Origin of the sequence: Ralstonia sp. 25C (assembly GCF_051904805.1) — a bacterium.
Classification (GTDB): Bacteria; Pseudomonadota; Gammaproteobacteria; order Burkholderiales; family Burkholderiaceae; genus Ralstonia.
Window position 1 is genome coordinate 3,359,166 of sequence record NZ_CP196737.1, and the last position, 22,583, is coordinate 3,381,748.

Here is a 22,583-nt window from a genome sequence, read left to right on the forward strand (position 1 = left end):
AACATGGTTGAAATCGAAATCGATGGCAAGAAGGTCGAGGTTGCCGAAGGCAGCCTGGTAATGGAGGCAGCTCGCCAGACGGGCACCTACATTCCTCACTTCTGCTATCACCGCAAACTGTCGGTCGCGGCCAACTGCCGGATGTGCCTGGTCGAGGTCGAGAAGGCGCCCAAGGCGCTGCCGGCCTGCGCCACGCCAGTTACCGCGGGCATGAAGGTCTTCACCAACTCCGAGAAGGCGGTGAAGGCACAGAAGTCCGTGATGGAATTTCTGCTGATCAACCACCCGCTGGATTGCCCGATCTGCGATCAGGGCGGCGAGTGCCAACTGCAGGATCTGGCGGTCGGCTATGGCAAGTCCGAATCGCGCTACAAGGAAGAGAAGCGTGTGGTGTTCCACAAGAATGTGGGCCCGCTGATCTCCATGGAAGAGATGACGCGCTGCATTCACTGCACGCGTTGCGTCCGCTTCGGCCAGGAAGTCGCTGGCGTGATGGAACTGGGCATGCTCAACCGCGGTGAGCATTCTGAGATCACCACGTTCGTCGGACAGACTGTTGATTCCGAGCTGTCGGGCAACATGATCGACCTGTGCCCGGTTGGTGCGTTGACCAGCAAGCCGTTCCGTTACTCGGCTCGTACGTGGGAATTGGCACGCCGCAAGTCGGTGTCGCCGCACGATGGCCTGGGTGCAAACGTGATTGTCCAGACCAAGAATCAGCGCGTGATGCGCGTGCTGCCGCTGGACAACGAAGCCATCAACGAATGCTGGCTGTCCGACAAGGACCGCTTTGCCTACGAAGGTCTGAACAGCGACGACCGACTGACCCAGCCGATGCTCAAGCAAGGCGGCCAGTGGAAGGCGGTGGACTGGACCACGGCGCTCGAATACGTGGCCAACGGCCTGAACAACATCAAGCGTGACCATGGCGCCGAGCAGATCGGTGCGCTGGCCAGCCCGCATAGCACGCTGGAAGAGCTGTTCTTGCTGCAAAAGCTGGTGCGTGGTATCGGCAGCGACAACGTCGACTTCCGTCTGCGTCAGTCGGATTTCTCGGTCAAGCCGACGGGTGCGCCGTGGCTGGGCATGCCGATCGCCGATGTGTCGCTGCTGCAGCGCACGCTGGTGGTGGGCGCCTTCCTGCGCAAGGATCACCCGCTGCTGGCTGCGCGTCTGCGTCAAGCCGGCAAGAAGGGCTCGCAACTGAGCGTGATCGGTGCTGGTGGCGAAGATCTGCTGATGCCGGCCACGCAACTGCTGGGCGCGCCGTCGCAATGGCTGTCGCTGTTGGCCGAAGTGGCCGTGGCAATTGCCGCTGCCAACAACGCTGCGCGTCCGGCTGGTACTGACGGTATCGAAGCGGGCGACGTTGCCACGCGCATCGCTGCTAGCCTGGCTTCGGGCGAGCGCAAGGCTGTGTTCCTCGGCAACGCTGCCGTGGCCCATCCGCAATTCTCGCAACTGCATGCGCTGGCCCAATGGGTCGCGCAGCAGACCGGCGCGACGCTGGGCTTCCTGACGGAAGCCGCGAACACGGTGGGCGGCTACATTGCCGGTGCACTGCCGCAAGGCAATGGCCTGGATGCTGGCGCGATGCTGGCACAGCCGCGCCGCGCCTACGTGTTGCTGGGCGCCGAGCCGGAGTTTGATACGGCCAATCCGAAGCAGGCGCGTGCCGCGCTGGATCAGGCTGACACCGTGGTCGTGCTGTCGCCGTTCGCCTCGCGCGCCGCGCTCGAATACGCAGACGTGCTGCTGCCGACCGCGCCGTTCACCGAAACCTCGGGCACCTTCGTCAACTGCGAAGGCCTGCCGCAGAGCTTCAACGGTGTCGTGCGCAGCCTGGGCGATTCGCGCCCGGCGTGGAAGGTGCTGCGCGTGCTGGGCAACCTGCTGAACGTATCGGGTTTCGATTACGACACGTCCGAAGTCGTGCGTGATGAGGTGCTGGCGAAGCCGGTTGCCGAGCGGTTGTCGAATGTGACGACCGCGCAAACTGCGGCTCCGGCTGCTGCCGCTGCTGGCGTCGAACGCCTGGCTGATGTGCCCATCTACCACGCCGATCCGATCGTGCGCCGTGCAGGTTCGCTGCAATTGACTGCTGCAGCCCGAGCAGCGGTTCGCGCAAGCCTGTCGGCTGACGTGTTCGCGCAACTGGGTCTGGCTAACGGCGATGCCGTTCGCGTGACGCAAGGGCAGGGCAGCGTAGTACTGCCGGCAGTGCTGGATAAATCGCTGGCATCTGGCGTGATCCGTGTGCCGGCCGCAACCGAAGCTTCGGCTCAGTTGGGCGCGATGTTCGGTGCGGTAAGCGTTGAGAAGGTTGAATCGTCCGCGCTGGCGGCGACGGTGTAAGGGTCAACATGATCGAGTCGATTACTTCTTTCGGCGCGTCCACCTTTGGTGGCTGGTGGCCGCTGATCTGGACGCTGGTGCGTGCGGTTTGCATCATCGTGCCGCTGCTGTTGTGCGTGGCTTACCTGATCCTGTGGGAGCGCAAGCTCATCGGCTGGATGCACGTGCGTCTGGGCCCGAACCGCGTGGGCCCGTTGGGCCTGCTGCAGCCGATTGCCGACGTGCTCAAGCTGCTGCTCAAGGAAGTCATGGTGCCGAGCGCGGTCAGCCGCGGCATGTACATCATCGCGCCGCTGATGGTGCTGATGCCGGCTGTGGCGATCTGGGCGGTGGTGCCGTTCCAGGCCGAAGCGGTGGTGTCGAACATCAACGCCGGCTTGCTGTATGTGATGGCGATCAGTTCGGTGGGCGTGTACGGCGTGATCCTGGCCGGTTGGGCATCGAACTCCAAGTACGCGTTCCTCGGTGCGATGCGCGCCTCGGCACAGATGATTTCGTACGAAATCGCCATGGGCTTTGCGCTGGTGACGGTGCTGATGGTGACGGGCAGCCTGAACCTGTCGGACATCGTCAACTCGCAGAACCGCGGTTTCTTCGCCAACCACGGTGTGAACATCCTGTCGTGGAACTGGCTGCCGCTGCTGCCGATGTTCGGCGTGTACTTCATCTCGGGCGTGGCGGAAACCAATCGCCATCCGTTCGACGTGGTGGAAGGCGAGTCGGAAATCGTGGCCGGTCACATGATCGAATACTCGGGCATGGCGTTCGCGCTGTTCTTCCTGGCCGAGTACATCAACATGATCGTCATCTCGGCGATGACGGCGACGATGTTCCTGGGCGGCTGGGCCTCGCCGATCGATGCGCCGGTGTTCAACTGGATCCCGGGTTTCTTCTGGCTGCTGATCAAGGTCTTCCTGCTGCTGTCGGTCTTCATCTGGCTGCGCGCATCGTTCCCGCGCTATCGCTATGACCAGATCATGCGCTTGGGCTGGAAGATCTTCATTCCGCTCACTGTGGGTTGGCTTGTTGTTGTTGCCATCTGGATCGTGTCGCCGTGGAACATTTGGAAGTAACGGGACAATAGGAAGCCACCATGTTGCTTGCCATCAAGGAATTCTTTAACAGCCTGCTCCTGAAGGAACTCTTCAAGGGGCTTGCGCTGACCGGGCGCTACCTGTTTGCGCGCAAGATCACCGTGCTCTTCCCGGAAGAGAAGACGCCGCTGTCGCCGCGTTTCCGCGGTCTGCACGCGTTGCGTCGCTATCCGAACGGGGAAGAGCGCTGCATCGCCTGCAAACTGTGCGAAGCCGTGTGCCCGGCGCTGGCCATCACGATCGAGTCGGATCAGCGTGACGATGGCACCCGCCGCACCACGCGCTACGACATCGACCTGACCAAGTGCATTTTCTGCGGCTTCTGCGAAGAGGCTTGCCCGGTGGACGCCATCGTCGAGACGCACATCCTGGAATACCACGGTGAAAAGCGCGGCGACCTGTATTTCACCAAGGACATGCTGCTGGCCGTGGGCGACCGCTTCGAGCCGGAAATCGCGGCCAACAAGGCGGCCGACGCAAAGTACCGCTGATTCAAGCCGTCCGCCGAGCAGTTGGCGGGCGGTGCAGTTGACATCCCGGTTGGATAACGGCTCCTCGTGAGCCAACCAGTTGCGGCAGCCTGGTGCTGCCTCGACTTTGGACAAGCGCGTGCCGCCAAATGGCCCGCGCCAGGATCATGGAAATCACGACGATCATCTTCTACAGTTTCGCGCTCGTGCTCGTGCTCGCAGCGCTGAAGGTCATCACCGCGAAGAACCCGGTGCACGCGGCGCTGTTCCTCGTGCTCTCGTTCTTCACCGCGGCGGCGATCTGGATGCTGCTCAAGGCAGAGTTCCTCGCCATTACGCTGGTGTTGGTCTACGTGGGGGCGGTGATGGTGCTGTTCCTGTTCGTGGTGATGATGATCGATATCGACATCGAGCATCTGCGACGCGATTTCTGGACGTATGTGCCCATGGCCGCGTTTGTCGGCGTGGTGATCATCCTGGAAATGGCCGTCGTGCTGACCAAGACGTTCATGGGGCGCACCCAACCCGTGCAGGAGTTGCCGAAGGGCTTTACCGGCCCGAACACCCAGGCGCTCGGCAAGCTCATCTACACCGACTACATCTACGCCTTTGAAGTGGCGGGTGTGGTGCTGCTGCTGGCGATCGTCGCTGCCGTGGCGCTGACCCTGCGCCGCCGCAAGGACAACAAGAGCCAGAAGCCGGCGGAGCAGATCCGCGTGCAACGCAAGGACCGCGTGCGCCTGGTTTCGATGCCGGCGGAAAAGACGGCTGCTGCAGCTTCGGCTGAATCGAAGAGCTGAGCCCCGGGAGAATCCATATGTCCTCGCTATCCCTTGCCCATTACCTCGTGCTCGGCGCGGTGCTGTTTGCCATCAGCATCGTCGGCATCTTCCTGAACCGCAAGAACGTGATCGTGCTGCTGATGGCGATCGAGCTGATGCTGCTGGCGGTCAACATGAACTTCGTCGCGTTCTCCCATTACCTGGGCGACCTGGCGGGGCAAGTGTTCGTGTTTTTCATCCTGACGGTGGCCGCGGCGGAATCCGCGATTGGTCTCGCCATCTTGGTGGTGCTGTTCCGTAATCTGGACACCATCAACGTTGACGACCTGGACAGCCTGAAGGGCTGATCGGCGTATCCACTTATAAGAAGCTCCAATGGCTACTACGCTCAATCCCAACCTGCTGCTGGCGATTCCGCTGGCGCCGCTGGCCGGCGCGGCGATCGCCGGGCTGTTCGGCACGAAGTTCTTTGGTGAAAAGATCGGCCGCGCGGCGTCGCACAGCGTCACCATTCTCGGTGTGGCGATCGCCTTCGTGCTGTCAGCGCTGACGCTGTCAGACGTTCTGAACGGCGCCGGTTACAACGGCACCGTCTACGAATGGATGACGGTCGGCTCGCTGAAGATGGAAGTCGGCTTCCTCATCGATTCGCTCACGGCGATGATGATGTGCGTGGTGACCTTCGTCTCGCTGATGGTGCACATCTACACCATCGGCTACATGGCAGAGGACGACGGCTACAACCGTTTCTTCGCGTACATCTCGCTGTTCACGTTCTCGATGTTGATGCTCGTGATGAGCAACAACTTCCTGCAGCTGTTCTTCGGCTGGGAAGCGGTGGGCCTGGTGTCTTACCTGCTGATCGGTTTCTGGTTCAAGCGCCCGACGGCCATCTACGCCAACATGAAGGCGTTCCTGGTCAACCGCGTGGGTGACTTCGGCTTCGTGCTCGGCATCGGTCTGCTGCTGGCCTACAGCGGTAGCCTGAGCTACGCCGACGTGTTTGCCGCCCGCGACAACCTGGCGACGATCGGTTTCCCGGGTACCGACTGGCACATGCTGACGGTCGCTTGCATCTGCCTGTTCATCGGCGCGATGGGTAAGTCGGCGCAGTTCCCGCTGCACGTGTGGCTGCCGGACTCGATGGAAGGCCCGACCCCGATTTCTGCGCTGATCCACGCGGCCACCATGGTGACCGCCGGCATCTTCATGGTTGCGCGCATGTCGCCGCTGTTCGAACTGTCGGACACCGCGCTGTCGTTCGTGCTGATCATCGGCGCCATCACCGCGCTGTTCATGGGCTTCCTGGGCATCATCCAGACCGACATCAAGCGCGTGGTGGCGTATTCGACGCTGTCGCAGCTCGGCTATATGACTGTCGCGCTCGGCGCATCGGCTTACCAAGTGGCCGTGTTTCACCTGATGACGCACGCGTTCTTCAAAGCGCTGCTGTTCCTCGGTGCCGGCTCGGTCATCATCGGCATGCACCACGATCAGGACATGCGCAACATGGGCGGCCTGCGCAAGTACATGCCGATCACGTGGCTGACGTCGCTGGTGGGTTCGCTGGCGCTGATCGGTACGCCGTTCTTCTCGGGTTTCTATTCGAAGGATTCGATCATCGAAGCCGTGCGCGAGTCGCACCTGCCGGGCGCAGAGTTTGCCTACTGGGCGGTGCTGGCCGGCGTGTTCGTGACGGCGTTCTACTCGTTCCGCATGTACTTCCTAGTGTTCCACGGCGAAGAGCGCTTCGGCAAGGAGCACTCGCATCACGAAGGCAATCACGTGGACGAGGAAGAAACCGCTGACCATCATCACGGCCTGGCTCCGGGTCAGAAACCGCATGAGTCGCCATTGGTGGTGACGTTGCCGCTGGTGCTGCTGGCGATCCCGTCGGTCATCGTCGGTGCCATGGCGATCCAGCCGATGTTGTTCGGCGAGTTCTTCAAGCACGGCGTGGTGTTCTCGGAAGTCATCTTCAACAGCGAGAACCACGAAGCGATGAAGGTGCTGAGCGAAGATTTCCACGGCTGGGTCCAGATGGCGCTGCACGGCTTCACGTCGGCACCGTTCATCCTGCTGACGGCCGGTGTGGTGCTGTCGTGGTTCTTCTACCTGAAGCGTCCGGATATTCCGGCAGCAATTGCCAAGCGTTTCTCGGGCGTCTACAAGCTGCTGGACAACAAGTACTACATGGACAAGATCAACGAGATCGTCTTCGCCAATGGTGCGGTCAAGTTTGGCCGTGGCCTGTGGAAGGGCGGCGATCAGGGTGTGATCGACGGCGTGATCGTCAATGGCAGCGCCCGTCTGGTGGGTTGGTTTGCGAGCGTCGTGCGTCTGCTCCAGTCCGGTTACATCTATGACTATGCGTTCGCGATGATTGTCGGCACGGTTGCGCTGCTGACGTACTTCGTGTTCCTGGCGGGCAAATAAGGGATAACAAAAATGGTTCTGTCTTTTGCGATCTGGCTGCCGATCTTCTTCGGCGTGCTGGTGTTGGCCTCGGGCTCAGACCGCAATCCCGGTTATGTCCGCTGGATGTCGCTGATCGGCTCGCTGATCAGCTTCGTGATCACGCTGCCGCTGATCACGCGTTTCGATAAGTCGACGGCCGCAATGCAGTTCGTCGAGAAGTCGAGCTGGATCGAGCGCTTCCACATCAGCTACTACCTGGGTGTCGACGGCATCTCGATGTGGTTCGTGGTGCTGACGGCGTTCATCACGGTGATCGTGGTGATCTCGGCCTGGGAAGTGATCACCGAGCGTGTGGCGCAGTACATGGCGGCGTTCCTGATCCTGTCGGGTCTGATGATCGGCGTGTTCGCATCGCTCGACGGTCTGCTGTTCTACGTGTTCTTCGAAGCCACGCTGATCCCGATGTACATCATCATCGGCGTGTGGGGCGGCCCGAACCGCGTGTATGCGGCCATCAAGTTCTTCCTGTACACGCTGCTGGGCTCGCTGCTGACGCTGGTTGCGCTGCTGTACCTGTACTTCCACAGTGGCACGTTCGAGATCCTGCAGTGGCACCAGCTCAAGCTGTCGATGAACGAGCAGATCCTGCTGTTCATTGCCTTCTTCATGGCGTTTGCTGTGAAGGTGCCGATGTGGCCGGTGCACACTTGGCTGCCTGACGCCCACGTGGAAGCGCCGACCGGCGGTTCCGTGGTTCTGGCCGCGATCATGCTGAAGCTGGGTGCGTACGGTTTCCTGCGGTTCTCGCTGCCGATCGCGCCGGATGCGAGCCACAGCCTGTCGACGTTCATCATCGCGATCTCGCTGGTTGCCGTGATCTACATCGGCCTGGTGGCGCTGGTACAGGCCGACATGAAGAAGCTGGTCGCGTATTCGTCGATCGCGCACATGGGCTTCGTCACGCTGGGCTTCTTCATCTTCAACGAGATTGGTGTTGAGGGCGGTATCGTCCAGATGATCTCGCACGGCTTCATCTCGGGCGCGATGTTCCTGTGCATCGGTGTGCTGTATGACCGTGTGCACTCGCGCCAGATCGCCGATTACGGCGGTGTGGTCAACACGATGCCGAAGTTTGCCGCGCTGTCTGTGTTCTTTGCGATGGCCAACTGCGGTCTGCCGGCCACCTCGGGCTTCGTCGGCGAATTCATGGTCATCCTGGGTTCGGTCAAGTTCAACTTCTGGATTGGCCTGCTGGCTGCCACCGCGCTGATCTTCGGCGCAGCGTATTCGCTGTGGATGGTCAAGCGCGTGATCTTCGGCGATGTGACGCACAAGCACGTGGCTGAGCTGAAGGATTTGAATTGCCGCGAGTTCTTCATGCTGGGCGTGCTGGCCATCGCCACGCTGTATATGGGCCTGTATCCGAAGCCCTTCACTGATGTCATGCACGCGTCCGTGGTGAATCTCCTCACCCACGTGGCACAGAGCAAGCTGTAAGCGGGGAGAAGAAACCATGCAATCGTCCTCATCCATGGCGGCTATCGCCCCGATCATCTTCCTCGCACTCGGTATTGGTGCGGTCAACTGGATCGACCTGGCACGCGGTCGCAACCGCACCAGCGTCGCGTATCCGGTGTCGCTGGTGATCACGCTGGTGCTGACCGTGTGGTTCGCGCTCAACGCGGCTACCGGTGAAACGCACTACGTGTTCAGCAACCTGGCCGTGATCGATCCGATGGCCAACGTGCTGTGTGCGACGGCCGCGTTGGCGCTGTTCGTCACGCTGGTGTACACGCGCAAGTATCTGGCCGACCGCGACATGTACAACGGCGAGTTCTACATGTTCGCGCTGTTCACGCTGGGCGGGCAGGTGGTGATGATCACCGGTAACAACTTCCTGACGCTGTATCTGGGTCTGGAATTGCTGTCGCTGGCGTCGTACACGCTGGTGGCGCTGCGCCGCCGCTCGAACGTGTCGTCGGAATCGGCGATGAAATACTTCATTCTCGGCGCGCTGGCCTCGGGTCTGCTGTTGTACGGTATGTCGATGATGTACGGCGCAACGGGCTCGCTCGAACTGGGTGAAGTGTTCCGCCAGATCAATACCGGCAACATCAACAAGACGATCCTGGTGTTTGGCGTCGTGTTCCTGGTGGCGGGTCTCGCGTTCAAGCTGGGTGTTGCGCCGTTCCACATGTGGGTGCCGGACGTCTATCAAGGTTCGCCGACGGCTGTGACGCTGCTGATCGCCGGTGCGCCCAAGCTGGCCGCGTTTGCGATGACGCTGCGTATCCTGGTCGAAGGCATGCTGCCGCTGGCGTTCGACTGGCAGAACATGCTGATCGTGCTGGCGGTTGTGTCGCTGGCTGTCGGCAACATCACCGGTGTGGTGCAAACCAACTTCAAGCGTCTGCTGGGGTATTCGACGGTTTCGCACATGGGCTTTCTGCTGCTGGGTCTGCTGTCGGGCGTGAGCTCTGGCAAGCCGGACCTGACGGCGCAGGCCTACAGCGCCTCGATGTTCTACGCCGTGACCTACGTGCTGACCACGCTGGGCGCCTTCGGCATCATCCTGCTGCTGTCGCGCAAGGGCTACGAGGCTGAAGAGATTGCCGACCTGAAGGGCTTGTCGAAGAAGAGCCCGTGGTTTGCGCTGCTGACGCTGTTCATGATGATGTCGCTGGCGGGCCTGCCGCCGACCGTTGGCTTCTACGCCAAGCTGTCGGTGCTGGGTGCGGTGGTGGATGCCGGTATGTCGTGGCTGGCGATCGTGGCGGTGATGTTCTCGCTGGTGGGTGCGTTCTACTACCTGCGCGTCGTCAAGGTCATGTACTTCGACACGCCGGCCGACGAAGGCCCCGTGGAAGCGACCTTCGGCCTGCGCTCGCTGCTGTCGCTCAATGGCGTGCTGGTACTGCTGCTGGGTATCTTCCCGGCCGGCCTGATGGCCATGTGCTACCAGGCGATCCGGCTGACGCTGGCTTCGTAACCAGCGTGGCACGATGAGCACATGATGGGCACATCAGCGGGCGGCCTGTTTGTCATTGTGTTGGCACTGATCTGTGCCAACCTGCCGTTCGTCAATCAACGCGTGCTGGCCCTGGTGCCGGCGCGTTGGCCGCGCAAGCCGTTCTGGTTGCGCGGCACCGAACTGATCGCCATGTACATCGTGGTGGGGCTGATCGGTTTCGGCATCGAATCGAGCCAGGGCAATGCCTTCCCGCAAGGCTGGCAGTTCTACGCGATCACCGCATGCCTGATGCTGGTGTTCGCGTTTCCCGGCTTTACGTGGCAATACCTGGTTCGCCATCCCCGCGATTCCCGTTAATTCCCGCCGGGCAGGTTCCCGCTGTCTCGGCATGAGAGAGCGCCATGTCCGACTCCACACCGCCTAACGCATCCCCGGCATCGACTGGTGCCACCTGCAATCAAGACGATCAGGACGCCGGCCTGCGCGAGACCCAAGTGGCCTCCGCGTTGATGCATCAGGGCAAATTCCTCACGCTGAAGCAGGACATCGTCCGCCTGCCGGACGGCCGCAACACCAGCCGGGAATATCTGATCCATCCCGGCGCGGTCATGATGATCCCGCTGTTTGACGATGGCACCGTGCTGATGGAGCGCCAGTTCCGCTATCCCGTCGGCCAGGTGATGATCGAATTCCCCGCCGGCAAGCTGGACCCGCAAGAAGGCGCACTGGCCTGCGGCAAGCGCGAATTGATCGAGGAAACCGGCTATACCGCCGAACGCTGGGATTACCTCACGCGCATCCACCCGGTCATCTCGTACTCCACCGAGTTCATCGACATCTATCTTGCACGCGATCTCACGCAGGGCGAAGCGAAGCTCGATGAGGGTGAGTTCCTCGAGACCTTCATCGCGCCCGCCGGCCAGTTGATCGACTGGGTGCGCGAGGGGAAGATTTCTGACGTGAAGACCATCATCGGTACGTTCTGGCTAGAGAAAATCCTGTCGGGCGCATGGACACCGGGTGGCGCCTAAATCGCTTGAATCCTCGCCGCCGACCGCTAATTTCTTGTTTGACGTACGATGGCGAACGGTCGTGCGAAAAAATTAGCACGACCGTTCACAAATATTGGAATCGGGGATACACTCGTCCCCATGCGCTGGACCGATCATGAAAGTGCTGGACCTCCGTTGTGCCAATGACCACCGCTTCGAAGGCTGGTTCGGCTCCGATGCCGACTTGCAGTCGCAGCAGGAACGCGGGGTGTTGACGTGCCCGGTTTGCGGGCACAGCGAGGTTGAGCGCTTGCCGAGTGCGCCGCGCCTGAACCTGTCGTCGTCGCGAGCGGATGTTGCCTCCAAGAGCAGCGCCGCCCAAGCGGTCGAAGGCGAGGGTGGTGCGCCCGTGGCCCTGCAACAGCTCTATCTAAAGGCCGTGCGCCACATCCTGGCCAACACCGAGGATGTCGGCGAACGGTTTGCAGAAGAGGCGCGCCGCATGCATTACAACGAGGCGCCAGAGCGGGGCATTCGCGGGACCACCTCTCGGGAAGAAGCGCAGGAGCTGGCAGAGGAAGGCATCGACGTGATGCCGCTGCTGGTGCCCGACGCGCTCAAGCAGCCCGTGCACTAGTCGCCCCGATTCAGGTCCGCGCCGGTCCGACAAGAACGTTCTCTGCTGATTTGCCGCAGCGGGGAGCCAACCAAAGGAGACAGGCATGGATCTGAATTACTCGGCGGCCGACGATGCGTTCCGCCAGGAAGTCCGCGGCTGGCTGCAGGCCAATCTGCCCAAGGACATCCAAGACAAGGTGTTGAACCACCGTCGCCTCAACCGCGACGATTTCGTTCGCTGGCACAAGGCGCTGGCAGCCAAGGGTTGGTCGGTGCCGCACTGGCCGGTCGAGTGGGGCGGCACCGGCTGGTCCCCCATCCAAAAGCACATCTGGGACGAAGAGTGCGCGCAGATTGGCGCACCAGGCGTGCTGCCGTTCGGCGTCAGCATGGTCGCGCCCGTGATCATGAAGTACGGCAACGAGGCGCAGAAGCGCTACTTCCTGCCGCGCATCGTCGATTGCACCGACTGGTGGTGCCAGGGCTATTCGGAACCGGGCTCGGGCTCCGACCTCGCATCCGTCAAGACGCGTGCGGTGCGCGAGGGCGATCACTACATCGTCAACGGCCAGAAGACCTGGACCACGCTCGGCCAGCACGCCGACATGATCTTCTGCCTCGTTCGCACCGATCCCGAAGCCAAGAAGCAAGAGGGCATTTCGTTCCTGCTGATCGACATGAAGACGCCGGGCATTACCGTGCGGCCGATCATCATGCTCGACGAAGAGCACGAAGTGAACGAGGTGTTCTTCGACAACGTGAAGGTGCCGGTCGAAAACCTGATCGGCGAAGAGAACCGCGGCTGGACGTACGCCAAGTACTTGCTCGGCCATGAACGCACCGGCATTGCGCGCGTGGGCAACTCCAAGCGCGAACTCGCCTTCCTCAAGCGCGTCGCGTTGCAGCACCAGAAGAACGGCAAGCCGCTGCTGCAGGACCCGGTGTTCGGTGCCAAGGTGGCGTCGTTGGAGATCGAACTGTTGGCGCTGGAGATCACCGTGCTGCGCGTGGTGTCGAGCGAAAACGCTGGCAAGGGGCCGGGCCCCGAGGCGTCACTGCTCAAGATCAAGGGCACGCAGATCCAGCAGATGCTGACCGAGCTGATGGTTGAGGCCGTGGGGCCGTATGCCCAGCCGTTTGATCCGAGCTACCTGGAAGGCGAAACGCAGCAGGCCATCACTGGCGATAACGATGCCGCGCCGCTCGCACCGTACTACTTCAACTATCGCAAGACCTCGATCTACGGCGGGTCGAACGAGATCCAGCGCAACATCATCAGCCAGATGATTCTGGGCGTCTAACGAGCAACGGATAACGGAGACAACAATGGATTTCTCGTTCACCGACGAACAGAAGCAACTGGCCGATGCGGTGCGCCGCTTTATCGACAAGGACTACGGTTTCGAGGCGCGTAACAAGATCGTGTACTCGCCCGAGGGCGTGTCGCAGAGCGCGTGGGACAGCATCGCTGAGCTGGGTTTGACCGCGCTGCCGGTGCCGGAAGCGCAAGGCGGATTTGATGGCCGCGCGATGGACTTGCTGGTGGTAATGCAGGAGCTGGGCCGCGGCTTGGTGGTGGAGCCGTATCAAGCGACCGTGCTGGGCGCGCAGGCGCTCAAGCTAGCGGGTGGTCAGGATGCGCTGCTGGAGGAAGTGGCCAGCGGTGCCGTCAAGCTGGCAATCGCTTTCGGCGAGCCGCAATCGCGCTACGAACTCTTTAACGTGACGACGCGTGCGACGCAGCAAGGCAGTGGCTGGACGCTCACCGGCGCCAAGGCGGTGGTGGTGCATGGCGCGCAGGCCGACAAGCTGATCGTGTCCGCGCGTACAGGTGGTGAGGCGCGCGATACGTCGGGCCTCTCGCTGTTTGTGGTCGACCGCGATGCCGCAGGTGTGACGGTCAAGGACTACCGCACGATCGACAACCTGCATGCCGCTGACATCCGCTTCGACAACGCACCCGCCACGCTGCTGGGCAAGGCGGGCGACGCATGGGAAGTCATCGACGCCGTGGCCGATCTGGGCTGCGTCATGCTGTGCGCTGAAGCCGTTGGCCTGATCGATGCGTTGAATGCGGCAACGCTGGAGTACACCAAGACGCGCCAGCAGTTTGGCGTGCCGATCGCGCGCTTCCAGGCGCTGCAGCATCGCATGGTCAACATGTTCATCCACGGTGAGCAAGCGCGTTCGATTACGTATCTGGCGGCTGCGCATTTTGAAGATGGCGATGTGGAAGCGCGCCGCCGCTACGTGTCGGCGGCCAAGGCGCGCGTGGGACAAGCCGCGCGTGACGTTGGCCAGGAGGCGGTGCAGCTGCACGGCGGCATGGGCGTGACGAACGAACTGCCCGCCGCGCACATGTTCAAGCGGCTCACGATGATCAACACAACGCTCGGCGATGTGGATCATCATCTTGCGCGCTTCGCATCGCTGCCCGGTTTCCAGAAGGCAGCCTAAGCGCAACACTTAGCGCCCCGCCCATTCCGATGCGTGCGGGGCGTTGTCATTTGGAGAGCACGACATGACGCAGGCAACGCTTCCATACGAGTTCTATTTCGACGATTTCGAAGTCGGCCGCACGCTGCAGGTGGGCACGTACACCGTCACCGAAGAAGAGATCCTGACGTTTGCACGCCAGTACGATCCGCAGCCCTTCCACATCGACGCCGAAGCCGCCAAGCACAGCATCTATGGCGGCATCATCTCGAGCGGTTGGATGACGTGCTCGATCATGATGCGGCTGATGGTGACGGGTTTCCTCAGCAAGGCGTCGAGCATGGGGTCGCCGGGCGTGGATGAAATCCGCTGGCTCAAACCGGTGTATCCGGGCGATACGCTGTCGGTGTCGACCACCTGTGTGGAGATCAAGCCGTCGCAGTCCAAGCCGGATCGCGGTGTGGCAAAGAACCGCTGGGAAGCCCACAACCAGCACGGTGAATTGGTCTGCACGCTCACCGGCATGGGCATGTTCGGACGACGCCCGCAAGCTTGACGCGCTTGCCTGGCAAGCCATCGAACAACAACAAGGAGACAACGCAGATGCGCACCATCGAGTCGCTCGATGCACTGAAAGGACTGGTCGGCCAGGAAGTCGCAGTGAGCGACTGGACCGAGATCACGCAGCAGCAGGTCAACCTGTTTGCCGAAGCCACGGGCGATCATCAGTGGATCCACGTCAATGTGGAGCGCGCCAAGCGGGAATCCCCGTTTGGTGCGCCGGTGGCGCATGGTTTCTTGACGCTCTCGCTGCTGCCGATGCTGATGCAGAACGCGCTGGCGATGCCGGATGTGAAGATGGGTGTGAACTACGGCTTGAACAAAGTCCGCTTCACGGCGCCGGTGCCGGTGGGCAGCCGCGTGCGTGCACGCGTGACACTGCTGGAGCTGGAAACCCTGCCATCGCTGCCGAATGCTCCCGCACTGGTTGGCGCGCAACTGACGTGGGCGGTGACCATCGAGCGCGAGGGGCAGGAGCGCCCCGTTTGCGTGGCGGAGTCGATCTCGCGGCGCTATTCCTGAGCGCTTTCCGCATCCAACTGAAAGGGCCGGCGCAATGCCGGCCTTTGCTTTTCTGCTTGCGCTCCGCTTGTTTTGTGCTTGTTTGCGTGTGCCCCAAGCGCGCGCATCACGGAACGCAAATGCGCTTCCTTGGCGCGGTTTTGGCACCGTTTTGGCGCGGTTTTCCCATTCCATGAGCGAAATGTGATGGCACGGTAGTTGCACTTTCGGCACCGGGAGTCGTTCTTGCCACCCAATAACCCAAGGAGCCGCAATGAAACGTCGTGAGCTGTTGAAGCTGTCGGCAGTTGCCGCAGCAACGCTGTTGTCCGTGTCCAATTTTGCGTTTGCCCAGGCAAAAGAGCCGATCAAGGTCGGGGTCCTGCATTCGCTGTCGGGCACCATGGCCATCTCCGAAACGTCGCTCAAAGACGTGGCGCTGATGACCATCGACGAGATCAACAAGAGCGGCGGCGTGCTCGGCCGCAAGCTCGAGCCGGTGGTGGTGGACCCGGCCTCGAACTGGCCGCTGTTTGCCGAGAAGGCGCGCGGCCTGCTCACGCAAGACAAGGTGGCGGTGACGTTCGGCTGCTGGACGTCGGTGTCGCGCAAATCCGTGCTGCCGGTGTATGAAGAGCTGAACGGTCTGCTGTTCTATCCGGTGCAGTACGAAGGCGAAGAGATGTCGAAGAACGTCTTCTACACGGGTGCGGCGCCCAACCAGCAAGCCATTCCCGCGGTGGAATACCTGATGAGCAAGGAAGGCGGCGGCGCCAAGCGCTTCTTCCTGCTGGGTACCGACTACGTGTACCCGCGCACGACCAACAAGATCCTGCGCGCGTTCCTGCACAGCAAGGGTGTGAAGGACAGCGACATCGAAGAGGTCTACACGCCGTTTGGTCATAGCGACTATCAGACCATCGTTGCGAACATCAAGAAGTTTGCACAGGGTGGCAAGACGGCCGTGGTGTTGACCATCAATGGCGACTCGAACGTGCCGTTCTACAAGGAACTCGGCAACGCGGGCCTGAAGGCGAAGGACGTGCCGGTGGTGGCGTTCTCGGTGGGTGAAGAAGAGCTGCGCGGCATCGACACCAAGCCGCTGGTCGGCCATCTGGCGGCATGGAACTACTTCATGTCGGTCAAGAACCCGGTCAATGAAAGCTTCAAGAAGAAGTGGGCCGCGTGGGTGAAGGCCAACAACCTGCCGGGCGGTGACAAGCGCGTCACCAACGACCCGATGGAAGCGACCTACGTCGGCATCATGATGTGGAAGCAGGCTGTCGAGAAGGCCGGCTCCACCGACGTGGACAAGGTGCGCAAGGCCATGTACGGCCAGCAGTTCAAGGCACCGTCGGGCTACACGCTGGTGATGAACAATAACCACCACCTCAGCAAGCCGGTGATGATCGGTGAGGTGAAGGGCGATGGCCAGTTCAACGTGGTGTGGAAGACGCCGACGGTCATTCGCGCCAAGCCGTGGAGCCCGTACATCGCGGGTAACGAAGGCAAGCCTGACGAAGTGAAGTGATCAGGCGGACCGGCGGCGCATGCAGCGCAGCCGGTCTTTTGAATGACGCTGCACGACGTGGCGCACCGGCCTCAACACCGGTCGCCACGCATCGGATTGCCATGATGCGCTTGTCCCGCTGGTTGTCTCATTCCCTGCCTCATTCCCTGGCCGCACTGCTGTGCGCTTTCTGTCTGGCTGCGGTGCCTGCTGAATCTGTGTGGGCTGCCGGACAACTCCCTATCCCACTCAGCCAGGCCGATCTCAAGCCCCTGGCCGAAGACGACTTCGACGCCAAGGTGAAGACGCTCAACGCGCTGGCCGCCGCGCCTCCTGAGCAGGCCGGCCCGATCCTGCAAGCCCTGCAGAACGACGCGCTGTTCTTTGCCCCCGCTGCCGGCATGGTGCGTCAGGACGGCGAGACATACCTCGATGCCATTTCCGGCAAGCCCGTCACCGTCAAGCCGGACGATCTGCAATCCCTCACCCTGAACAACGCCCTGCGTGCGCAAGTGGACAGCGCGGCGAGTGGCTTCGTGCTGCAATCGCCGGACCGCGCCGTGCGCGCGCAGGCCATCGATACGCTGCTGGCGCATACCGAGACCGCGTCGCGTCCGATCGTCGATGCCGCGCGCAAGCACGAGACCGACGCGGCCTTGCGCGCCAAGCTCGATTTGCTGTGGGCCAACCTCGCGCTCGACGATGGCACGCATGCCGAAAAGCTCGAAGCGCTCAAGCTGCTCGCCAACGACACCGACCCGCAAACGCGCCAACGCCTGCTGCCGCTGCTCGCCAAAGACAGCGGCGCTGATAACGAACTGCGCACCGCTGCGCAACAGGCACTCGATAGCCTGTCTGCGCAACAGCGCAAGGCCGAATTGGTTGGCAACCTGTTCGCTGGCCTGAGCCTCGGCTCGGTGCTGCTGCTCGCAGCCCTGGGGCTGGCGATCACCTACGGCCTGATCGGCGTCATCAATATGGCGCACGGCGAGTTTTTGATGATCGGCGCGTATGCGACCTACGTGGTGCAGACAATTTTCCGCAACCACTTCCCGAATGCATTCGACTGGTATCTGCCGGCGGCGCTGCCGGCGGCGTTCCTGGCCGCAGCCGTGGTGGGCTTTGCGCTGGAGCGGCTCGTGCTGCGTCACCTGTATGGCCGCCCGCTGGAAACACTGCTCGCCACCTTCGGGATTAGCCTGCTGCTGATGCAAGCCGTGCGCTCGATCTTCGGCGCGCAGAACGTGGAGGTCGCCAACCCGAGCTGGATGAGCGGCGGCATTGCGCTGTATCCCGGCTTGATCCTGCCGTACAACCGGTTGGTGATTCTGCTGTTTGCGCTGGCGGTGGTGGCGATTGCGTGGGCGGTGCTCAACCGCACGCGCCTGGGCCTGTTCGTGCGTGCCACCACGCAGAACCGCACGATGGCTGCCTGCGTAGGCGTACGCACCTGGAAGGTGGATAGCTACGCCTTCGCCTTCGGTGCGGGCATTGCAGGGCTGGGCGGCTGCGCGCTCTCGCAGATCGGCAACGTCGGGCCCGATCTCGGCCAGAGCTACATCATCGACTCGTTCATGGCCGTGGTGCTGGGTGGGGTGGGGCAGTTGGCCGGCACCATCATCGGCGCGTTCGGGCTGGGGCTCATCAACAAGTTCATCGAGCCGTTCTATGGCGCGGTGCTGGCGAAGATCATCGTGCTGGTGCTGATCGTGCTGTTCATCCAGAAGCGTCCGCAGGGTCTGTTCGCCCTCAAGGGCCGCAGCGCGGAGGCCTGATCCATGACGACCAAGTTCTCTCTCGATATTCCGCCGCGCATGCCGCTGCTGTCGCGGCGCGGGTGGTCGGCGCTGGTGCTGATCTCGCTCATCGTCTGCATCGGGGCGCCGGTGTGTGCGCTGCTGGTGCCGGAGGGCAGCCCGCTGCATCTGTCGGCGTATGCGCTCACGCTGGTCGGCAAGATCATGTGCTACGCGCTGGCGGCGCTGGCGCTCGACTTGGTGTGGGGCTACTGCGGCATCCTCAGCCTCGGCCATGGGCTGTTCTTCGCACTGGGCGGTTATGCGATGGGCATGTACCTCATGCGCTCCATCGGCCGCGAGGGCGTCTACAAGAGCGACCTGCCGGACTTCATGGTCTTCCTCGACTGGAAGGAACTGCCCTGGTTCTGGCATGGCACCGAGCACTTCGCCTGGGCGATGCTGCTGGTGATTCTCGTGCCCGGTGTGCTGGCGTGGCTGTTCGGCTTCTTTGCGTTCCGCTCGCGGGTGAAGGGCGTGTACCTGTCGATCATCACGCAGGCGATGACGTATGCGGCCATGCTGCTGTTCTTCCGCAACGAAACAGGCTTTGGTGGCAACAACGGCTTTACCGATTTCAAGCGCATCCTCGGCTTTCAGGTTTGGGCGTTGCCGACGCGTACGGTGCTGTTTGTCGCGACGTTTATTGCGCTGGTGCTGGCCTTCATTGCCTGCCGCGCGATCGTCACGTCCAAGTTTGGGCGCGTGGTCACGGCCATCCGGGATGCCGAGGCGCGCGTGATGTTCTCCGGCTACAACCCGCTCGGCTACAAGCTCTTCGTGTGGACGTTCTCGGCGGTGCTGTGCGGCATCGCAGGTGCGCTGTACGTGCCGCAGGTCGGCATCATCAATCCGGGCGAGATGTCACCGGGCAACTCGATCGAAATGGCCGTGTGGGTGGCCGTCGGTGGGCGTGGCACGTTGATCGGCCCGATCATCGGCGCGTTCCTCGTCAACGGTGCTAAGACGTTGCTGACGGCGTGGGTGCCGGAATACTGGCTGTTCGTGCTGGGCGCGATCTTCGTGCTGGTGACGCTGTATCTACCGAACGGCGTGCTGGGCCTGCGCACGCTGCGCCGGCAACTGCGGCGCGAGAACGTCCTCCTTGCGGAAGCGCCCGCCGAGCCCATCGCCAAAGCCGCACCGCCCGCCGGAGACCACGCATGAGCACGTTTACCGAACTCCCTGACCGTGCGGAGACAGGCACTGCCACCGGCATGGGCCATCTGGTCGAGCCGGACAAGATCGACGTCTCGCACGGCGCCATCCTGTATCTCGAAGACGTGACCGTGCGCTTTGGCGGCTTCCGCGCGCTGAACGCGCTCACGCTGTCGATCGATCACGGCGAGCTGCGCTGCATCATCGGCCCCAACGGCGCGGGCAAGACCACGATGATGGACGTGATCACCGGCAAGACCGGGCCGCGCAATGCCGATGTCACAGGTCGCGTCTTCCTCGGTCAGAGCATCGACCTGCTGCGCCTGACCGAGCCGCGTATCGCGCAGATCGGCATCGGCCGCAAGTTTCAGAAGCCCACGGTGTTCGAGCAGCACACCGTGTGGGAAAACCTGGAGCTGGCGATGAAGGCTGACAAGCGCTGGTGGGTGTCGCTGCGCGCGCGCCTGCTGAACGACGGCCGCCAGCGCATCGAAGAAACGCTTGGCCGCATCCATCTGGAAGCGGAGGCGTATCGGCCCGCCGGTTTGCTCTCGCATGGGCAAAAGCAGCGGCTGGAGATCGGCATGCTGCTGATGCAACAGCCGCAACTGCTGCTGCTCGACGAGCCTGTCGCTGGCATGACGGACGAAGAGACGATGCAGCTCGCCGCGCTGCTCAACGGCCTGCGCGGCTCGTGCTCGATCATGGTGGTGGAGCACGACATGGAGTTCGTCGCCGCGCTGGCGGGGGATACAGGCCGCGTGACCGTGCTGGCCGAAGGCAGTGTCCTGGCGGAAGGCACGCTCGATGCCGTCAAGCGTGATGAGCGCGTCATTGAATCGTACTTGGGGCGTTAAGGACACATGCGATGCTGACCATTGCTCAACTGAACCAGTTCTACGGCGGCAGCCATATCCTGCGCAACGTCAGCTTTGAGGTGCCCACGGGCAAGCTGACCACGCTGCTCGGCCGCAACGGCGTCGGCAAGACGACGCTGCTCAAGTGCCTGATGGGCGTGGTGCCCACCGCCAGCGGCACCGTCGATTGGGAAGGGCGTGCGATCCAGAAGCTGCCCGCGTATGAGCGCGTCTCGCAGGGCCTCGCCTATGTGCCGCAGGGCCGCGAGATTTTCCCGCGCCTGACGGTGGAAGAGAACCTGCTGATTGGTGCGGCGGCCAAGCGTGCGCCATCCAAGGTGCCGGATTCGATCTACGAATTGTTCCCTGTGCTCAAGGAGATGAAGGGCCGGCGCGGCGGTGATCTGTCCGGCGGCCAGCAGCAGCAACTGGCGATTGGCCGCGCGCTGATGAGCGAGCCGCGCCTGCTGATCCTCGACGAGCCGACTGAAGGCATCCAGCCGTCGATCATTCAGGAGATCGGCCGCACGCTGCGCCGGTTGGTCGATGAATTCGGCATGTCGGTGCTGCTGGTCGAGCAGTATTACGACTTCGCCCGCAGCATCGCCGACCGCTACGTCGTCATGAGCCGCGGCGAGGTCGTCGCCCAGGGCGATGGCGCCAACATGGAAGCCGACGGTGTGCGTGATCTGGTGGCCGTTTGATGCACCGCCGCGCTGCGAAAAAAGTCGAATGCAGGGTGTGCGGAAGCGGTGGCATCTGGCTATGATGAGAAAATTCCTAGTCGCCGTGCTGCACGCCTGATGCGCCATCCCGATTTTCCACTTCCGCCGCAGGCCGCCGCGTTCGCGTCCTGGGAAGCCTCCCTGCGTTTGGCATTTGCGCGGCGTGGCGAGCGGACTGTGCTGGCAGCGTGCCGCCACCAGGGGCCGCTGCGTGTGCAGAAGGCGCTGTACCCGGAAGGCGAAGGCATCTGCCACGTCGTCATGCTGCATCCGCCAGCAGGTATTGCCGGCGGCGATGTGCTCGATATCGACATCGAGCTGGGTGCCGATGCGCATGCCGTGCTGACCACGCCGGGCGCGACCAAATGGTACAAGTCGCTCGGCCGCACGGCCACGCAGCGCGTCGCCATCCGCGTGGATGACGGTGCGCGGCTCGATTGGCTGCCGCAGGAGAACATCGTCTTCAACCAAGCGTGCCCGATCATCGATCTGACGTTGGACCTGGCACCTGGGGCGACGGCCATTGGCTGGGACACCACCATGCTCGGCCGCCACGCTGCCGGCGAGTCGTGGGCCGAAGGCCACATCGCCATGCGAACCGAACTGCGCTGCAACGGGCAACCGCTGTGGATCGAGTCCGCCGCATTCGATGCGCAATCGCCCATGTTGAACGCGACCACGGGCATGGCCGGCTTCCACGTCGTCGGTACGCTGTGGGCGGTAGGTGAGGGCGCCACCGAGGCCCTGGCAGAAACGATGGCCGAACACCTGCCGTACAACGACACCCTGCGCGCTGGCGTGACGTGTCTCACGCAGGATGCGCCTGGATTGCCAAACGTTTTGCTGCTGCGCGTGCTCGCACGCCGGCCCGAAGATGCACGTGCGTTGCTATCACGGACATGGCTTGCGTTGCGCGAACCGATGCACGGCGTAGCGGGCCGTCCGCTGCGCCTTTGGGCGACGTGACCCTGCGTCGTTCAACGGAAACTCCAAAGAACCTCACCGAAGAGAGCCCCTCGTGGAACTGACCCCGCGCGAAAAAGACAAGCTGTTGATCTTCACCGCCGCCTTGCTGGCCGAGCGCCGCAAGGGCCGCGGCCTCAAGCTCAACTACCCGGAAGCCGTCGCCTTCATCAGCGCCGCCATCATGGAAGGCGCGCGTGACGGCCGCACCGTGGCCGAGTTGATGCACTACGGCACCACGCTCCTCACACGCAATGACGTGATGGACGGCGTGGCCGAGATGATTCCCGATATCCAAGTCGAAGCCACATTCCCGGACGGCACCAAGCTGGTCACCGTCCACCACCCGATTGTTTAAACGCCCTCTACGAAGAGT

Annotated in this window: 22 protein-coding genes; all 22 read left to right on the forward strand. The window is 62.4% G+C overall.

Annotation, left to right across the window (positions count from 1 at the left end; translation table 11 throughout):
* Nucleotides 1-3 precede the first annotated feature (3 nt).
* The 22 genes from nuoG to ureA all read left to right on the forward strand — a co-directional run bounded on the left by nuoG (nt 4) and on the right by ureA (nt 22,565).
* On the forward strand, nt 4-2,355 hold the full coding sequence (nuoG, locus tag ACS7SF_RS15750; RefSeq protein WP_439890630.1) for an NADH-quinone oxidoreductase subunit NuoG: 2,352 nt from the start codon (nt 4-6) through the stop codon (nt 2,353-2,355).
* 8 nt (nt 2,356-2,363) lie between these two features.
* Nucleotides 2,364-3,428, forward strand: a complete 1,065-nt coding sequence (gene nuoH / locus ACS7SF_RS15755; RefSeq protein WP_439890631.1) for an NADH-quinone oxidoreductase subunit NuoH — start codon at nt 2,364-2,366, stop codon at nt 3,426-3,428.
* A gap of 20 nt (nt 3,429-3,448) precedes the next feature.
* Nucleotides 3,449-3,940, forward strand: coding sequence for an NADH-quinone oxidoreductase subunit NuoI (nuoI, locus tag ACS7SF_RS15760; RefSeq protein ID WP_003261939.1), 492 nt, complete (start codon nt 3,449-3,451; stop codon nt 3,938-3,940).
* A 146-nt stretch (nt 3,941-4,086) separates the two neighbouring features.
* Entirely contained in the window at nt 4,087-4,719 is a 633-nt protein-coding gene (locus tag ACS7SF_RS15765) for an NADH-quinone oxidoreductase subunit J (protein WP_439890632.1), read from the forward strand.
* A gap of 17 nt (nt 4,720-4,736) precedes the next feature.
* Nucleotides 4,737-5,048, forward strand: a complete 312-nt coding sequence (gene nuoK / locus ACS7SF_RS15770; protein WP_021194982.1) for an NADH-quinone oxidoreductase subunit NuoK — start codon at nt 4,737-4,739, stop codon at nt 5,046-5,048.
* Between the two features lie 28 nt (nt 5,049-5,076).
* Complete coding sequence (nuoL, locus tag ACS7SF_RS15775) at nt 5,077-7,137, forward strand: NADH-quinone oxidoreductase subunit L (RefSeq protein ID WP_439890633.1); 2,061 nt, start codon at nt 5,077-5,079, stop codon at nt 7,135-7,137.
* Between the two features lie 12 nt (nt 7,138-7,149).
* Nucleotides 7,150-8,616: an NADH-quinone oxidoreductase subunit M gene (locus ACS7SF_RS15780; protein ID WP_439890634.1), complete on the forward strand. Its 1,467-nt coding sequence runs from the start codon at nt 7,150-7,152 to the stop codon at nt 8,614-8,616.
* 16 nt (nt 8,617-8,632) lie between these two features.
* Nucleotides 8,633-10,108 (forward strand): NADH-quinone oxidoreductase subunit NuoN, encoded by a 1,476-nt coding sequence (gene nuoN / locus ACS7SF_RS15785; protein WP_439890635.1) that lies wholly within the window; start codon nt 8,633-8,635, stop codon nt 10,106-10,108.
* Nucleotides 10,109-10,132: 24 nt separating this feature from the next.
* Nucleotides 10,133-10,447 (forward strand): DUF2818 family protein, encoded by a 315-nt coding sequence (locus ACS7SF_RS15790; RefSeq protein ID WP_439892778.1) that lies wholly within the window; start codon nt 10,133-10,135, stop codon nt 10,445-10,447.
* Between the two features lie 44 nt (nt 10,448-10,491).
* On the forward strand, nt 10,492-11,121 hold the full coding sequence (locus tag ACS7SF_RS15795) for an NUDIX domain-containing protein (RefSeq protein ID WP_439890636.1): 630 nt from the start codon (nt 10,492-10,494) through the stop codon (nt 11,119-11,121).
* A gap of 136 nt (nt 11,122-11,257) precedes the next feature.
* Entirely contained in the window at nt 11,258-11,719 is a 462-nt protein-coding gene (locus ACS7SF_RS15800) for a DUF1178 family protein (RefSeq protein ID WP_439890637.1), read from the forward strand.
* 85 nt (nt 11,720-11,804) lie between these two features.
* A complete protein-coding gene (locus ACS7SF_RS15805) occupies nt 11,805-13,001 on the forward strand; it encodes an acyl-CoA dehydrogenase family protein (RefSeq protein WP_439890638.1) in 1,197 nt (398 codons plus the stop codon).
* A 25-nt stretch (nt 13,002-13,026) separates the two neighbouring features.
* Complete coding sequence (locus ACS7SF_RS15810; RefSeq protein ID WP_439890639.1) at nt 13,027-14,157, forward strand: acyl-CoA dehydrogenase family protein; 1,131 nt, start codon at nt 13,027-13,029, stop codon at nt 14,155-14,157.
* Nucleotides 14,158-14,221: 64 nt separating this feature from the next.
* Nucleotides 14,222-14,692, forward strand: a complete 471-nt coding sequence (locus ACS7SF_RS15815; RefSeq protein WP_439890640.1) for a MaoC family dehydratase — start codon at nt 14,222-14,224, stop codon at nt 14,690-14,692.
* Between the two features lie 47 nt (nt 14,693-14,739).
* Nucleotides 14,740-15,219, forward strand: coding sequence for a MaoC family dehydratase (locus ACS7SF_RS15820; protein ID WP_439890641.1), 480 nt, complete (start codon nt 14,740-14,742; stop codon nt 15,217-15,219).
* Between the two features lie 253 nt (nt 15,220-15,472).
* A complete protein-coding gene (gene urtA, locus ACS7SF_RS15825) occupies nt 15,473-16,729 on the forward strand; it encodes an urea ABC transporter substrate-binding protein (RefSeq protein WP_439890642.1) in 1,257 nt (418 codons plus the stop codon).
* A gap of 101 nt (nt 16,730-16,830) precedes the next feature.
* Nucleotides 16,831-18,483, forward strand: a complete 1,653-nt coding sequence (gene urtB / locus ACS7SF_RS15830; protein ID WP_439890643.1) for an urea ABC transporter permease subunit UrtB — start codon at nt 16,831-16,833, stop codon at nt 18,481-18,483.
* A gap of 3 nt (nt 18,484-18,486) precedes the next feature.
* Nucleotides 18,487-19,671, forward strand: coding sequence for an urea ABC transporter permease subunit UrtC (gene urtC / locus ACS7SF_RS15835; RefSeq protein WP_439890644.1), 1,185 nt, complete (start codon nt 18,487-18,489; stop codon nt 19,669-19,671).
* Nucleotides 19,668-20,519, forward strand: coding sequence for an urea ABC transporter ATP-binding protein UrtD (gene urtD / locus ACS7SF_RS15840; RefSeq protein WP_439890645.1), 852 nt, complete (start codon nt 19,668-19,670; stop codon nt 20,517-20,519). Before urtC ends, urtD begins: the two co-directional genes overlap by 4 nt.
* Before the next feature lie 11 nt (nt 20,520-20,530).
* Nucleotides 20,531-21,223, forward strand: a complete 693-nt coding sequence (urtE, locus tag ACS7SF_RS15845; RefSeq protein ID WP_439890646.1) for an urea ABC transporter ATP-binding subunit UrtE — start codon at nt 20,531-20,533, stop codon at nt 21,221-21,223.
* Between the two features lie 99 nt (nt 21,224-21,322).
* Nucleotides 21,323-22,210 (forward strand): urease accessory protein UreD, encoded by an 888-nt coding sequence (locus ACS7SF_RS15850; RefSeq protein ID WP_439890647.1) that lies wholly within the window; start codon nt 21,323-21,325, stop codon nt 22,208-22,210.
* 52 nt (nt 22,211-22,262) lie between these two features.
* Nucleotides 22,263-22,565: an urease subunit gamma gene (ureA, locus tag ACS7SF_RS15855; protein ID WP_045787191.1), complete on the forward strand. Its 303-nt coding sequence runs from the start codon at nt 22,263-22,265 to the stop codon at nt 22,563-22,565.
* Nucleotides 22,566-22,583: the final 18 nt, after the last annotated feature.

Bases quoted from the DNA above. Each gene is read 5' to 3' on its own strand.
- ACS7SF_RS15820 (WP_439890641.1), top strand. From the start codon at position 14,740: ATGCGCACCATCGAGTCGCTCGATGCACTGAAAGGACTGGTCGGCCAG.
- ACS7SF_RS15850 (WP_439890647.1), top strand. From the start codon at position 21,323: ATGCGCCATCCCGATTTTCCACTTCCGCCGCAGGCCGCCGCGTTCGCG.
- urtD (WP_439890645.1), top strand. From the start codon at position 19,668: ATGAGCACGTTTACCGAACTCCCTGACCGTGCGGAGACAGGCACTGCC.
- ACS7SF_RS15780 (WP_439890634.1), top strand. From the start codon at position 7,150: ATGGTTCTGTCTTTTGCGATCTGGCTGCCGATCTTCTTCGGCGTGCTG.
- nuoK (WP_021194982.1), top strand. From the start codon at position 4,737: ATGTCCTCGCTATCCCTTGCCCATTACCTCGTGCTCGGCGCGGTGCTG.
- nuoI (WP_003261939.1), top strand. From the start codon at position 3,449: ATGTTGCTTGCCATCAAGGAATTCTTTAACAGCCTGCTCCTGAAGGAA.
- ACS7SF_RS15795 (WP_439890636.1), top strand. From the start codon at position 10,492: ATGTCCGACTCCACACCGCCTAACGCATCCCCGGCATCGACTGGTGCC.
- nuoH (WP_439890631.1), top strand. From the start codon at position 2,364: ATGATCGAGTCGATTACTTCTTTCGGCGCGTCCACCTTTGGTGGCTGG.
- urtB (WP_439890643.1), top strand. From the start codon at position 16,831: ATGATGCGCTTGTCCCGCTGGTTGTCTCATTCCCTGCCTCATTCCCTG.
- ACS7SF_RS15815 (WP_439890640.1), top strand. From the start codon at position 14,222: ATGACGCAGGCAACGCTTCCATACGAGTTCTATTTCGACGATTTCGAA.
- urtE (WP_439890646.1), top strand. From the start codon at position 20,531: ATGCTGACCATTGCTCAACTGAACCAGTTCTACGGCGGCAGCCATATC.
- ACS7SF_RS15810 (WP_439890639.1), top strand. From the start codon at position 13,027: ATGGATTTCTCGTTCACCGACGAACAGAAGCAACTGGCCGATGCGGTG.
- ACS7SF_RS15800 (WP_439890637.1), top strand. From the start codon at position 11,258: ATGAAAGTGCTGGACCTCCGTTGTGCCAATGACCACCGCTTCGAAGGC.
- ACS7SF_RS15805 (WP_439890638.1), top strand. From the start codon at position 11,805: ATGGATCTGAATTACTCGGCGGCCGACGATGCGTTCCGCCAGGAAGTC.
- ACS7SF_RS15765 (WP_439890632.1), top strand. From the start codon at position 4,087: ATGGAAATCACGACGATCATCTTCTACAGTTTCGCGCTCGTGCTCGTG.
- urtA (WP_439890642.1), top strand. From the start codon at position 15,473: ATGAAACGTCGTGAGCTGTTGAAGCTGTCGGCAGTTGCCGCAGCAACG.
- nuoG (WP_439890630.1), top strand. From the start codon at position 4: ATGGTTGAAATCGAAATCGATGGCAAGAAGGTCGAGGTTGCCGAAGGC.
- urtC (WP_439890644.1), top strand. From the start codon at position 18,487: ATGACGACCAAGTTCTCTCTCGATATTCCGCCGCGCATGCCGCTGCTG.
- nuoL (WP_439890633.1), top strand. From the start codon at position 5,077: ATGGCTACTACGCTCAATCCCAACCTGCTGCTGGCGATTCCGCTGGCG.
- ACS7SF_RS15790 (WP_439892778.1), top strand. From the start codon at position 10,133: ATGGGCACATCAGCGGGCGGCCTGTTTGTCATTGTGTTGGCACTGATC.
- nuoN (WP_439890635.1), top strand. From the start codon at position 8,633: ATGCAATCGTCCTCATCCATGGCGGCTATCGCCCCGATCATCTTCCTC.